13 protein-coding genes and 1 tRNA gene are annotated in these 11,857 nt (G+C 65.3%); 7 read left to right on the plus strand and 7 right to left on the minus strand.

The window, feature by feature from the left end:
* Positions 1-6 precede the first annotated feature (6 nt).
* Positions 7-828 carry a universal stress protein gene (locus tag IPJ87_08890; protein MBK7941978.1) on the plus strand — a complete coding sequence of 274 codons (822 nt, stop codon included), beginning with the start codon at positions 7-9 and terminating at the stop codon, positions 826-828.
* On the plus strand, positions 828-1,952 hold the full coding sequence (locus IPJ87_08895) for a site-2 protease family protein (protein ID MBK7941979.1): 1,125 nt from the start codon (positions 828-830) through the stop codon (positions 1,950-1,952). The genes IPJ87_08890 and IPJ87_08895 overlap by 1 nt, the downstream gene beginning before the upstream one ends.
* Here the strand turns inward: IPJ87_08895 and IPJ87_08900 are convergent.
* From IPJ87_08900 to IPJ87_08920, 5 genes are all read right to left on the minus strand, one after another.
* Positions 1,949-2,893, minus strand: a complete 945-nt coding sequence (locus IPJ87_08900; GenBank protein ID MBK7941980.1) for a hypothetical protein — start codon at positions 2,891-2,893, stop codon at positions 1,949-1,951. The genes IPJ87_08895 and IPJ87_08900 overlap by 4 nt on opposite strands.
* An 83-nt stretch (positions 2,894-2,976) precedes the next feature.
* Positions 2,977-3,528 (minus strand): YceI family protein, encoded by a 552-nt coding sequence (locus tag IPJ87_08905; protein MBK7941981.1) that lies wholly within the window; start codon positions 3,526-3,528, stop codon positions 2,977-2,979.
* Positions 3,529-3,560: 32 nt separating this feature from the next.
* Positions 3,561-3,971, minus strand: a complete 411-nt coding sequence (locus IPJ87_08910; protein ID MBK7941982.1) for a hypothetical protein — start codon at positions 3,969-3,971, stop codon at positions 3,561-3,563.
* Positions 3,972-3,975: 4 nt separating this feature from the next.
* On the minus strand, positions 3,976-4,326 hold the full coding sequence (locus IPJ87_08915; GenBank protein ID MBK7941983.1) for a hypothetical protein: 351 nt from the start codon (positions 4,324-4,326) through the stop codon (positions 3,976-3,978).
* Positions 4,326-5,063, minus strand: coding sequence for a hypothetical protein (locus IPJ87_08920; GenBank protein MBK7941984.1), 738 nt, complete (start codon positions 5,061-5,063; stop codon positions 4,326-4,328). The genes IPJ87_08915 and IPJ87_08920 overlap by 1 nt, the downstream gene beginning before the upstream one ends.
* Before the next feature lie 209 nt (positions 5,064-5,272).
* On the opposite strand from IPJ87_08920, the gene IPJ87_08925 reads away from it, so the two are divergent.
* Positions 5,273-5,362 (plus strand) — tRNA-Ser (locus IPJ87_08925).
* A gap of 502 nt (positions 5,363-5,864) precedes the next feature.
* Here IPJ87_08925 and IPJ87_08930 read toward each other — a convergent pair.
* Positions 5,865-6,953, minus strand: coding sequence for a hypothetical protein (locus IPJ87_08930; protein ID MBK7941985.1), 1,089 nt, complete (start codon positions 6,951-6,953; stop codon positions 5,865-5,867).
* 66 nt (positions 6,954-7,019) lie between these two features.
* On the opposite strand from IPJ87_08930, the gene IPJ87_08935 reads away from it, so the two are divergent.
* Positions 7,020-8,342, plus strand: a complete 1,323-nt coding sequence (locus tag IPJ87_08935) for a DUF5103 domain-containing protein (GenBank protein ID MBK7941986.1) — start codon at positions 7,020-7,022, stop codon at positions 8,340-8,342.
* A 3-nt stretch (positions 8,343-8,345) separates the two neighbouring features.
* On the opposite strand, the gene IPJ87_08940 is transcribed toward IPJ87_08935, so the two are convergent.
* Entirely contained in the window at positions 8,346-9,377 is a 1,032-nt protein-coding gene (locus tag IPJ87_08940) for a hypothetical protein (protein ID MBK7941987.1), read from the minus strand.
* Positions 9,378-9,445: 68 nt separating this feature from the next.
* Between IPJ87_08940 and apaG the strand changes: the two genes are divergently transcribed.
* The 3 genes from apaG (at position 9,446) to IPJ87_08955 (ending at position 11,842) form a co-directional block, all read left to right on the plus strand.
* Positions 9,446-9,832, plus strand: coding sequence for a Co2+/Mg2+ efflux protein ApaG (gene apaG, locus IPJ87_08945; GenBank protein ID MBK7941988.1), 387 nt, complete (start codon positions 9,446-9,448; stop codon positions 9,830-9,832).
* Positions 9,833-9,881: 49 nt separating this feature from the next.
* Positions 9,882-10,175 (plus strand): hypothetical protein, encoded by a 294-nt coding sequence (locus tag IPJ87_08950; protein MBK7941989.1) that lies wholly within the window; start codon positions 9,882-9,884, stop codon positions 10,173-10,175.
* Positions 10,176-10,261: 86 nt separating this feature from the next.
* Complete coding sequence (locus tag IPJ87_08955; protein MBK7941990.1) at positions 10,262-11,842, plus strand: SulP family inorganic anion transporter; 1,581 nt, start codon at positions 10,262-10,264, stop codon at positions 11,840-11,842.
* The last annotated feature ends 15 nt before the right edge of the window (positions 11,843-11,857 follow it).

Raw genomic sequence — 11,857 nt, forward strand, 5'->3', positions numbered from 1 at the left:
CTGCCCATGGCCAGGCTGTTGTTGCCCACGGACCTCAGCGACAACGCGCTGAACGCCGCCGTGTACGGCATCCGCCTGATGGGTACGGAGCAGGGACACTTCACCCTGCTGCACACCTTCCTCGTCCCCCCCTTCTCCCCCGCGGCCGACCTTTCCCTCGATGTCGCCACCGTGGAGGCCGCTCAGGAGGGCCTATCACGGTTCACGGCACGCCTGCGCGATGCCGTGCACCTGGGAGGTGCCTTGGTGGACCAGCGGGTCGAACACGGCGAGCTGCCGAACGTGGTCGATCGACTGGTCGGTGAACTCGGCATCGACCTTGTCGTGATGGGCACCCAGGGTGCCTCCGGCCTCGAAGAGGCCTTACTGGGCACCAACGCCGCCGATGTCATCCGGCGCTCTCAAGCCCCCGTGCTCGCCGTGCCGGCGCAGGCCGGGTATCGCGATCCGCGGCGGATCGTGGTGGCTGATGATGGTGGCCCGCTCGGACCAGCCACCGTCGGGCCGCTCCTCAACATCGCCCGGTGGCATCGGGCCGAGCTCACCATCGTGCGCGGGGTTCCCGAGGGCGTGGATGCGTCCACCCTGCCCGCCTCCCCGCTCGACGATCTGCTGGGTGCCGTGCCCCGGTCGGTGCACTACCTGTCCGAGGAGAACCTGGTGACGGCGCTGAACGACCTGGTGGACCAACTGGAGGCCGACCTGCTGGTGCTGACACACCGGCACCGCACGCTGTGGAGCGACCTCTTCCACCGCAGCACCACGGCACACATGGCCATGCACACCCGGGTGCCCATGCTGGTGCTGGAGCAAGCCCTGAGGTCTTGATGGCCGGCCCATCCTTGGGCGGCTCCCTGCGCGTCCTCCGGTTCAAGGGGATCGGCGTGCACGTGCACTGGACCTTTCTCCTGCTGGTGGGCTACGTGGCCGTGTCCGCCGCATCCTCGGGAGGCGACCTCGGCGAGGTGATGGTGCAACTGGGGCAGGTGCTGCTGGTGTTCGTATGCGTGGTGCTGCACGAATACGGTCACGCCCTTACGGCCCTGCACTACGGGGTGCGCACGCGCGACATCACCTTGCTGCCCATCGGCGGGGTGGCCAGCTTGGAACGCATGCCCGAAGAGCCCATGCAGGAGTTCTGGATCACGCTCGCCGGGCCGCTGGTGAACCTGGTGATCGTGGTGCTTGCCGGGGTGCTGCAATGGGCGCTCTTCGGCGGCCTGCACCTGGCGGACCCGCGCGCAGGAGGCCCGCTGCTCCCGGCCCTGCTGTCGTTTCTGCTCACGGCCAACCTGGGGCTCTTCCTGTTCAACCTCCTCCCGGCGTTCCCCATGGATGGCGGGCGGATCCTGCGGGCCCTGTTGGGTCTGCGCCTTTCGCGGGTACAGGCCACCCGCATCGCCTCGGCCATCGGACGCGCGCTGGCGGCGATGCTCGGCATCGGCGGGCTCTTCTTCGGCGAGCCCATGCTGGCCCTGATCGGCCTCTTCATCTGGTTGGCCGCCGGGGCCGAGGCCCGCATGGTGATGCAGCAGGCCGCCCTGCGCGGCATCACCGTGGCGCAGGTAATGCGCACCCGGTTCTGGGCGCTCTCCGCAGAGGCCACGGTGGGCAGGGCCGTCGACGAATTGCTCGCCGGTGGCGATCAGGACCTGGTGGTGCTCAGGGATGGCGAGCTCGCCGGTCTGGTGACCCGCCGGCAACTGATGGAGGCGCTGCGTGCTCGTCGCGAGGAGGTGCGGCTGCTTGATCTTCCACCGACCGCGGTGCGACCGGTATCCCTTCAACAGCCGGCCCAGGAGGCCCTGCAACAGCTCGCGGCCCTTGGCCTGCCGCTGGTGCCCGTGGTGGACAACGGATCCGTGATCGGCGTGCTGGAACCCGACAACCTGTCGGAATTCCTCATGGTGCAAGGGGCCCGCAAAGGGGGCGCACCGGGCCGTCCAGCCTAGACCTTCTTGGGCTTCGGGCGGTAGAGCGTGAACACCCGGCTGATGTTGAACCCGAAGTGGATGTTACCGTCCAGCCAGTCACCCGTGGTCTCCGTGATGACGCCGCGCTCGAACATGGCCGTGGAGTTGGTGAAATGCAGTTGGAACACGTGGCCACCGGTCTCGATGTCGAAGCCGACGGACAGGGAGTTCTTGTAGCCCGGGTTCGGATCGTCCAAGCGGTCGGCCTCGACCACTGGGGCACGGGTCTGTCCAGGGAGGACGTAGAAGTACTCCGCGTTCAAGGCGAGCCGCTTGGTGAGCTTCACGCGACCGGCGGCGCCCATGTTGAGCACATCGTGCGCCTGGTCGGCGGTGGTCACCAGGTTCCGGTGCACCATGCCGGGCATCAGCTGCAGGCTCAGCGCCTCGCTGAACTTGCGGCCCACGATGAGTTGGAAGGCATAGCCGAGCCGGTGGGTGAAGTAGTCTTCCTGGCCGGGGGCGTACCACTCCGTCTTCTCCTTCTCCAGCATGTTGGCGCTCATGCCAGCGAACACCGAAAGGGTGATCGGCATGCCGCAACCGCTCTGGCACTGCCGGAGGATCTTGTACTTCGCGTAACCGTCGAGGGTCTTCTGGTAGCTGCTGCGGCCGAAGCCCATCATCAGCCGGTCGGTGAGCCCGTACTCCATGCCGATGCGCACCGTGGCCTGGTCCAGGCCGAAGAGTTCGCTGATGCCCAGGTTCAGGAAGCCGAACCGATGGCTGATCTTGATGTCCATCGCCCCATGCGCCGTGTTCTCCAGGCTATGCGCGTTGATCACCCGGGTGGTCTTGAAGCTCGCCGTGGTGAGCTCTTTCTCGGGCTCCTCCTCCCCCAACAGACCGAGGAGGTCGTCCTGGGCCTGGAGCGGTGCGAGCGTGGTCAGGAAGAAAAGGACGTACAGGGGGAGGCGCATGCGTGTGGTGGTTGGTGGGGCTCTCGAAGGAACGGCCCCGAGGGCATCGGGGCCGTTCTCAGGTCCTTGGGGCGGGGCTGCGGTCACATCTTCGTGTGGTCCACCTGGACCGTGATCACGATCTCCTTGGCGATGTTGTCGCGCACCATGCCCGGGATGGCGATGTTGTAGTCCTCCGGCTTGATGGAAAAGGTGCTGGTCGCCCGGATGGCCCCGGTGGGCTCCATGCCCATGGTGCCGGTGGCATTCACGGGTTTGGTCACCCCATGCATCGTCAGGTCGCCTTCCACGGTGACGGCGTGGCTGCCGGGCTTCTTGAGGTCCTCGGCGGTGATGCCGGTGATCTTGCCCTTGAAGGTCGCTTTGGGGAACTTGTCGCTCTCCACATAATTCTCGTTGAAGTGCTCCTGCATCAGGGCCTTCTCGAACTCGAAGCCCTTCATCAGGACGGCCATCTCGATGGCGCCCGTGGTGGCATCGAACACGCTGGTGGCCTTGTGGTTGTGCGCCTCGATCTTCTCCATCGGCGTGTCGCTGTGGAAGGAGATGTGGCCTGTGCGGGTGGCGTAGCGCTCCTGGGCGGTGGCGGTGATCGCGGCGAAAAGCGCGGCGGTGAACAGCAGGTCGCGGGTCATGGTCAGGGGTTCTGAAGGGAGGATAGCAAGGGTCATTCCACAACGGCACAGCGTTGCAGCACAACGTCCATCAGGAGGCCGGTGGAGATGCCTTTGATGCGGGCCGGCGCACCGGCGATCAGCGTGGCGGGCACGTCGGCCTGGGCGAACTGGCACACCACCCCGGCGAGGGGGTCGCCGGTCTCCAGCACCACGTCCACCAGGCCGTTCTCCGGGGACTTCACTTCACGCACCGTTCCGCTCACCAGCAGCACCTTGCCGTTGAAGCGCGTGTTGGCGGCGTTCTCGTCGGCGGTGTAGGCCTGCAGCAGCGCTGCGGCCTCGATCGTCTCCGTGGCTTCCAGTTCACTGGTGGGCTCGGCGGTGCGGTTGTACTCGCGCCAGGCGTACCAGCCGCCGGCGATCACGGCCAGCAGGGCGATGAGGATCACGGTCCGTTTCATGTCATCAGTTGTTCGGTGCACCGGCGTTCACCCAGGCTTCGATCCTGCGTCGGTCACAATCGGGGAGCAGGCCGGTGGACGGCATGGGCGAAGGGTTCCCCTGGACGGCGCGCGCTACGAGCGCCCCGGCATCCGCAGCGGCCTTGATGCCCGCATAGCTGCCGAGGTCCGGGGTCTGCGCACCGGCCACATGACAGCCGGGCACCGCACAATTCCCCTGGATCAGGGGCTGCACCGTGCCGGAGAAGGTGACGTTGGTGACGTCGCAGAACCGGTTCGGGTACAACTCCTCCTCCACATCGTAATAGCAGCCGCCCAGGGCCAGGGCGAGCAGGGCGGTCATCAGGGTGCGCATCAGTTGTTCGGGGCTCCGTCCTGGATCCAGATGAGGAACTTGTCAATGTCGCACTGGGGCAGCATGGGGCCCGTAGGCGGCATCGGGATGCCCAGCGGGTCATGGGTCACCGATGCGGCCAGGGTGCCGTCCAGCGCTAAGGTGCTGAGCACAGCATGGGTACCGAGGTTGATCCCACCTTGTGGATTGGCACCGCCGTGGCATCCACCGCATCGTTGTTGCACCAGAGGCACGATCGTTCCGGCATACGTGACATTCGTCGTATCGCAGACGGCCGAGCAGCTATTGTACTGGGCGCCCTGCAGGATCCAGGTCTGGATAAGGTCGATCTGTTCCTGCGACAGGCCGTTCTGGCCCGGTGGTGGCATCACCTTGTCCGGATCGGTCTCGGTGAGCGCTTCGTACATGTCCCCGTTCTGCACGATGCCACTGTTCATCAGGGACGTGAAGGTCGTGATCTCGATCCAATCGTTGTCGTCGGTGGCCTGGTCATGGCAACCGGGAACCGCACAGTTGCTGATCAACAACGGCAGGACCTGCTGCTGGAAGTACACCACATTGGAGTCGCAGGGTACATCCACGCCACCGTTCCCGACATCGTCCACCAGCGGCGCGATGGGCGGTTCGTGCTTGCACCCGGGCAGCAGGAGCAGGATGGCCGCGGCGAACGCGAACAGCACCCCCACGGTGAGGACCTGTTCGGTGCGCGGCTTGGGACTTCCGGGAGGGGGAGGCATTTCCATCGGATCGTTGAGCTTCGCGAAGCTACTTCACGCTCTCGACCCTCACCGAGCCCATGGCGACGAAGCGGGCGATCCATCGGAGGTGTGATGGGCCCCGGACCAGGAGCAGCGCAGTGACGGCGAGTGGGCGGAACATGACCGGCCTCGAACTTACGGCTGTGCGCTGCGCCCTCGCAGGCCGGCGCTATCTTCGCGGCCCGTTCGGAGAGGTGCCAGAGTGGTCGAATGGGCCTGACTCGAAATCAGGTGTGCCCTTCGGGGTACCGGGGGTTCGAATCCCTCCCTCTCCGCCAAGCCGCCCCGCGAAAGCGGGGCGTGTTCGTTCCGGGCAGCGAGGCGAGCTTGCTCGGCCGAGCGGACCGGGACGAACACCAGCCCGCGCAGCGGGTGTGGCTTGAAGCCTTCCCCATCACGGGATGCGCAGCCATCCCTCCCTCTCCGCCAAGCCGCCCCGCGATAGCGGGGCGTGTTCGTTCCGGGTAGCGAGGCGAGCTTGCTCGGCCGAGCGGACCGGGACGAACACCAGCCCATGCAGCGGGCGCGGCTTGAAGCCTTCCCCATCACGGGATGCGCAGCCATCCCTCCCTCTCCGCCAAGCCGCCCCGCGATAGCGGGGCGTGTTCGTTCCTGGCAGCGAAGCGAGCTTGCTCGGCCGAGCGGACCGGGATGAACACCAGCCCGCGCAGCGGGCGCGGCTTGAGGCCTCCCCCGATCGGGATGCGCAGCCATGCCTCATGATCTGCCGAAGGGCTGCGCAACGCCTACGGCAAGGGCACTCCCGCCCGCCGTGCTCTGTCAGGGTCGGACGCGGCCGAAGTTGATGCTCACGGACACAAAGGGGATCCCAACGAAGACGTCCTCGCGGAGGTCCTCGTTGTTCACGAATGAAAGATCCACGGCGACGCGACGGCTCACGAAGCGCAGGCCGGCCGACCACCACACGCGATCGCGACCATCCGTGTGCACCAGCCAGTTGTCCGTCACCACCCAGAGCTTGGGGATCACGCGGACCGCAACGGCGAGCGCGTAGGAAGGACGGGGTTCCCAGCCATCCCACTCGTGGTAGCGCACGCCGGCGGAGAAGGTCCCGTGGAAGCGCTCGGTGCCCAAGGTGAGCAGGCCGTGCCCCGCGAAAAGGCCTTGCCGGACCTTGCCATCATCGAACCGGTTGAAGGGGGCGGGGATCTCGTACGGTGTATTGCTGTAAAGGCCGGCGGCGCCCAGATGCAAATGCGGCGTGACGGACCAGCCGGTGCGCGCGCCCACGACCACGCCCGGGGCATTGGGGGAGAACGAGAGCAGCGAACTGACCTCCAGACCGCCAAAGACCTCCAGGTGATCGATGGGGGCCACATGCACGGATTGAACGGCCAGCCAGGTGTTGCGGTAGGAATGCTCACCGCGCCGCACGGGCAATGCGGACAGGGCCAGGGTGTATCGTGTCCGGTGCCGGTCGCGGAACCAACGCGAACTGTCCGGGACCGTTGCCCGTGCTGACCGACGCGTCCGAGGGGGATCGACGGTGGATCCCGGCCGTGACGGTGCGGGAAGGGTCCGGTCGATCCGTTCCATGCGCTCGACGCGCTGCAACGGGACCTCCACCACGCCGAAGGCATCGGTGCGCACACGAATGGCCCCGGCCACCGGATCGAGCAGTTCGCCTTGGAGCACCGTTCCGTCGTTCAGCTCGATCCGGTACAGGCTTCGCGTGGTGTCCGGTTGGGCCGCGCACATCAGTGAGCAGGCCAGGGCGAAGACGAGCAGGCCGGACCTGAACCCGGAGATGGGCCACCATCGCGAGCGAAGCAGCCCGGCAACGCGGGCCCGAGCGGCGCGGACCGGCCTGGATCCAGGAACGGCCAAGGGTCGCGTGAGGGAGGGCATATTCAAAAGTAGGTACCTTTCACCGCCTCGGACCGCCATGTCCTCAGGGTCTTCCTCGTCCCGTTGATGAAGCGCAACCGCCGCGTACACGCCGTCCGGGCCCTCCTTGTTCTGTTGCCCCTGGCTTGTGGCTCCGCACAGCCGGCCATGGACGCCCTGAGCCCGGAGTACTACGTGCCGCGCACGGTGCAGTACCGGGACGAGGTCTTCGATCCCTTGATCCGAACGGTCCAGTGCTTCAAGGCAGGCTTTGAGCTGGGCGCACCCGTGATCGAACTGGGCAGTACCGAGGCCGTGGAGCTGCGCTTCGACGACCTCCGCACCACCACGCTCGATCTTTCCTATACGATCGAGCACTGCAATGCGGATTGGACACCCAGCGACCTGGCCAAGGGGCAGTACATCGACGGCGCCTTCATCGACCTGGTCCGGGCGCCGCGCATGAGCTTCAACACCCTGCAGCCGTTCTTCCACTACGACCTTCAGGTGCCCAACCCCATGATGCGGCCCACGCGCTCGGGCAACTACATCCTGAAGGTGTTCCAGAGCGGCGATGGATCCGCTGTGATGGTGACCCGTCGCTTCCTGGTGGTGGAGAAGCTGATCGGCATCGAAGCACGGGTGATGGCCAGCCGAGACGTCCAGGTCCGCGACATCGCCCAGCAGGTGGACATCACGGTGCGGACGAACGACCTGACGGTGATCGACCCCTTCGGTGACATCAAGGTGGCCGTGCTGCAGAACCTGAACTGGAACGATGTGCGCACGGGGTTGAAACCCCGCTTCATCAGGAACAACGAGCTGATCTACGATCATCCGCCCGAGGCCCAGTTCATGGGGGGCAACGAGTTCCGCAACTTCGAGATCAAGAACCTGCGCTTCCCCTCCCTGCGAGTGGCCAGCATCCGCACCGGGCAGGACCTGATGGAGGCCGTGCTGGCCGATGAGCCCTCCAGGCACATCCGCGTGTACCTGGAGCAGCCGGACGTGAACGGCCGATACCTCGTGCGCAACGACGATGTGGACGGAGACCCCACCGGCGCCGATTATGTGAACGTGGTCTTCGGCCTGCCGATGGACGCCCCTCTTCCCGGGGGTGATGTGTACGTGGTGGGCGGCTTCAGCGACTTCGTTTGCCGGAAAGAGCTCCGGATGCAGTACGTGCCCGACCGCAAGCGGTACATGCTGGTGGCCCCGCTCAAGCAGGGGTTCTATGACTACCAGTTCGCCTGGCTGCCCCAAGGAGCTCACCTGCCCGACCTCACCCGGCTGGAGGGTAGCCACTTCCAGACCGAGAACGACTATCTGGTGCTGGTGTACCTGCGCGACCACCAGCAGCGCTGCGATCGGCTGGTAGGCGCGCGTTTCGTGAACAGCCGGCGCGGCTGAGCCTCACGGCACCACCAGGCGGCGGACCCCAAGACCATCCACCTGCAGGATGATGACACCGGTGCATGCAGGCACCGCGACCGTGGCCTGCGGACGACCATCGGCGAGCAGCCGCCCCGTGGCATCCAGCACACGGTAGCTGGCGACGTCTGGGGGCAGGCCCTGGAACCGCAGTGAACGACCGTCCGCCGTGAGCGAAACCGAGAAGTCCTCGGATACCGGGGCGCCGGGCACTGCCGTGGCGCAATCGGCCAGGTCGAAGAGGATGACCTGGTCGTTGCCCCCACTGGGGATGCAAATGCGGTCGTGCACGGTATCGAAATCGATGTCGGCCGGCTGGTTCAGGTTCGGCACCATCAGGTCATCGAACAGCGGGGAGATGATGCCCCACTCGAAGCGGGAGATGCGGTTCGGGCTCCAGGAGGAGATCACCACCAGGCCGTGGCATTCGATCGTGATGCCATCGATGCTGCCCACGCCGGTACTGACCGAACCCGTGATGGAAGCGGTGGAACGGTCGTAGCCACGCACGATGGCACCCGGCCCCCAATAGGCCACCAGCAGCACGTCGTTCACCGGTTCGTACACGATGCCGTTCGGTGTGCCGCCCGTGCTCGCCACCCAGGTGGTGAAGGTCGCCGTGGAGGGTTCCAAACGGAAGACCTTCTGCCCGCTGAAATCGGTGACGTACAGGTAGTGCCCGTCGGTCGTGATCCCGTTCAGGAAGCCACCTCCTGTGTTGAGGTCGAAGACCTGCGAACCATCGGCGAGCAGGAATCCCTTCACACGTCCGCCGCTGCAGGCGTACAAGGTGTCGCCCAGGATCTCGAGGCCATAGGGGTCGGGGCTGACGCTGGCGAAGGGGGTCACGACGCCGGCCTGGTCCCGTTGCTTGATGGTGCCATCGCCCAAGTTGCTCACGAAGTAGCGTTCGCCGACCGGGTCATGTTCCACGCTCTCGGGGCTGTTGTACTGGGCGAGGACGGAGACGGTGAGGCCGAGCCAAGGAGCGAGCAGAAGGATCCGCAGGTTCATGGGGCCAAGCTATTCGATCCGTGGACGTGCACCGGGAGCCCCTCCGGGCACGTTATCCTTGCACCCAGATGCCCACGACGGTCACCAACGGGATCCGTGTCAGCGTGAAGGTGCGCTTCGCCGCAGAGGCCAGCGACCCGAAGCTGGGCCGATTCCTGTTCGCGTACCGCATCACGATCGCCAATGAGGGCCAGCACACCGTTCAGTTGCTCCGGCGCCGCTGGACGATCTGGGACAGCCTGGGGCCGGTGCGCACGGTGGAAGGTCCGGGCGTGGTCGGTGAAACACCGGTGCTCCGACCGGGCGGACAGTTCACCTACAGCAGCCAGTGCGACCTGCGCAGCGGCCTCGGCCGCATGGTGGGCACGTACACGATGCAGGACCACGACAACGGCGAGCGCTTCGCGGTGGAGGTTCCGGAATTCCTCCTGCGGTATCCGTTCCTGGCCAACTAATAGTCGGTCCGCCGGTGAACCTACCTTTGTACGCGTTGAACATCCCCTGATGATCCGACCGTTCCTACGTATCGCTGTTCCCCTCCTGATGGCGTTGGCGCTGGTCGTATTTCCGGGTTCGATCCACGCGGCGGACCGGCTACTGGCGGAACTGCACATGGATAGCGGCCAGCTGCCCGCGGCCGAGGAGGAGGTGGGGCATGCCGGTGCGGTCACCCTGCTCACGAACGGTCCTTTGGACTTTTCCCACCGACGCATCGTCGCTCTTCTGGGCCACCAAGCGGTGGAGCAGCTCACCGAGGGCATCCGGCGCATCCACGTGCCACCGCCCAAGAACGGCTGACATCGGCGCACCAGTAGCGCCAGACCCTGCTTAGCACAGGGCTATCGTTCGTGCCATCTCACTTTCAGATCCCTACATCCATCCCCATGGGAACCAACTCGTTCCGTCATTTCCGGTCCGACCTGCCTGCCTCGTTGGTGGTCTTTCTGGTCGCCGTCCCTCTCTGCCTGGGCATCGCGCTCGCCAGCGGCGCCCCGCTCATCAGTGGCCTCATCGCAGGCATCATCGGAGGCATCGTCGTCGGTTTGATCAGTGGTTCGAACCTCGGGGTCAGCGGTCCAGCAGCGGGTCTCGCGGCCATCGTCCTCGGGTCCATCACACAATTAGGATCGTTCCCGCTGTTCCTGACTGCGGTGGTGTTGGCCGGCCTGATCCAGATCGCCTTGGGCTTTCTGCGCGCTGGGGTCATCGCCTACTACTTCCCGAACAGCGTGATCAAAGGCATGTTGGCGGGCATCGGGGTGATCATCATCCTTAAGCAGATCCCGCACGCCGTGGGAGATGACAAGGACTGGATGGGTGACATGGGCTTCGATCAGAGCGACAAACTCAACACCTTCCAGGAACTCTGGTACGCACTTCAGAACCCCACCCTGGGGGCAGTGGTCATCACACTGGCCTGCCTCGCTGTGATGATCCTGTGGGACCTTCCGTTCATCAGGCGCATCAAGGCCCTGTCCTTTGTGCCCGGTCCGTTGCTGGCCGTCATCCTGGGCACCATCATGGCGCGCCTCTTCGAAGGGCATCCGGACCTTGCGCTGGGTGGCGATCACTTGGTGCGCCTGCCTGACCTTTCCAACGGGCTTTCGGCCGCGCTGACCTTTCCCGATCCCTCGGGCCTCACCAACGGAGCGGTCTGGACGATCGCGCTCACCATGGCCATCGTGGCCAGCATCGAGACCCTGCTCTGCGTGGAGGCCACGGATAAGCTCGACACCGAAAAGCGCGTGACACCGACGAACCTCGAATTGAAGGCGCAAGGCCTGGGCAATGCGCTCAGTGGACTGCTCGGCGGCCTGCCCATCACGCAGGTGATCGTGCGCAGCTCGGCGAACATCCAGAGCGGGGCGCGCACCAAGCTGAGCGCTGTGCTTCACGGGGTGCTGATCCTCCTGAGCGTGCTGCTGATACCAGTCCTCATGAACATGATCCCACTTGCGAGCCTCGCGGCCATCCTGCTCATCACCGGTTACAAACTGGCGAAGCCCGCGCTCTTCAAGGACTTGTTCGCGCAGGGCTGGTACATCTTCATCCCCTTCATCGTCACGGTCCTCGGCGTAGTGTTCATCGACCTGCTCAAGGGTGTGGCGCTTGGCATGAGCGTGGGGATCTTCTTCGTGCTCCGCAACAGCTACCTCACACCGTTCCATGTGGTGGAAGGCCACGACGCCGATGGCCCGGTGCGAAGGATCACCTTGAGCGAAGAGGTCACCTTCTTCAATAAGGCCAGCATACAGCGCACGCTGGCCGAACTGCCGAAAGGCACGCACCTGGTACTGGACGCCAGCTCCACGATGAATCTTGATCCCGATGTGCTCGAGATCATCCACGAGGCCAAACAGCGGGAACAGGAACGAGGTGTGAAGATCGACCTGGTCGGCGTGAAGCCCCCCAGAAAACGTAGTACCAAAGAACTGATCGAATCGGTGGTGGGGCGGAATGCCTGAAGCCGATCAATAGAC

It is taken from the genome of Flavobacteriales bacterium (assembly GCA_016713875.1).
Classification (GTDB): domain Bacteria; phylum Bacteroidota; class Bacteroidia; order Flavobacteriales_F; family PHOS-HE28; genus PHOS-HE28.

Excerpts from the sequence above, each read along its gene's own strand:
- IPJ87_08890 (MBK7941978.1), top strand. The coding sequence starts at position 7 with ATGGCCAGGCTGTTGTTGCCCACGGACCTCAGCGACAACGCGCTGAAC.
- IPJ87_08895 (MBK7941979.1), top strand. The coding sequence starts at position 828 with ATGGCCGGCCCATCCTTGGGCGGCTCCCTGCGCGTCCTCCGGTTCAAG.
- IPJ87_08900 (MBK7941980.1), bottom strand. The coding sequence starts at position 2,893 with ATGCGCCTCCCCCTGTACGTCCTTTTCTTCCTGACCACGCTCGCACCG.
- IPJ87_08905 (MBK7941981.1), bottom strand. The coding sequence starts at position 3,528 with ATGACCCGCGACCTGCTGTTCACCGCCGCGCTTTTCGCCGCGATCACC.
- IPJ87_08910 (MBK7941982.1), bottom strand. The coding sequence starts at position 3,971 with ATGAAACGGACCGTGATCCTCATCGCCCTGCTGGCCGTGATCGCCGGC.
- IPJ87_08915 (MBK7941983.1), bottom strand. The coding sequence starts at position 4,326 with ATGCGCACCCTGATGACCGCCCTGCTCGCCCTGGCCCTGGGCGGCTGC.
- IPJ87_08920 (MBK7941984.1), bottom strand. The coding sequence starts at position 5,063 with ATGCCTCCCCCTCCCGGAAGTCCCAAGCCGCGCACCGAACAGGTCCTC.
- IPJ87_08930 (MBK7941985.1), bottom strand. The coding sequence starts at position 6,953 with ATGCCCTCCCTCACGCGACCCTTGGCCGTTCCTGGATCCAGGCCGGTC.
- IPJ87_08935 (MBK7941986.1), top strand. The coding sequence starts at position 7,020 with ATGAAGCGCAACCGCCGCGTACACGCCGTCCGGGCCCTCCTTGTTCTG.
- IPJ87_08940 (MBK7941987.1), bottom strand. The coding sequence starts at position 9,377 with ATGAACCTGCGGATCCTTCTGCTCGCTCCTTGGCTCGGCCTCACCGTC.
- apaG (MBK7941988.1), top strand. The coding sequence starts at position 9,446 with ATGCCCACGACGGTCACCAACGGGATCCGTGTCAGCGTGAAGGTGCGC.
- IPJ87_08950 (MBK7941989.1), top strand. The coding sequence starts at position 9,882 with ATGATCCGACCGTTCCTACGTATCGCTGTTCCCCTCCTGATGGCGTTG.
- IPJ87_08955 (MBK7941990.1), top strand. The coding sequence starts at position 10,262 with ATGGGAACCAACTCGTTCCGTCATTTCCGGTCCGACCTGCCTGCCTCG.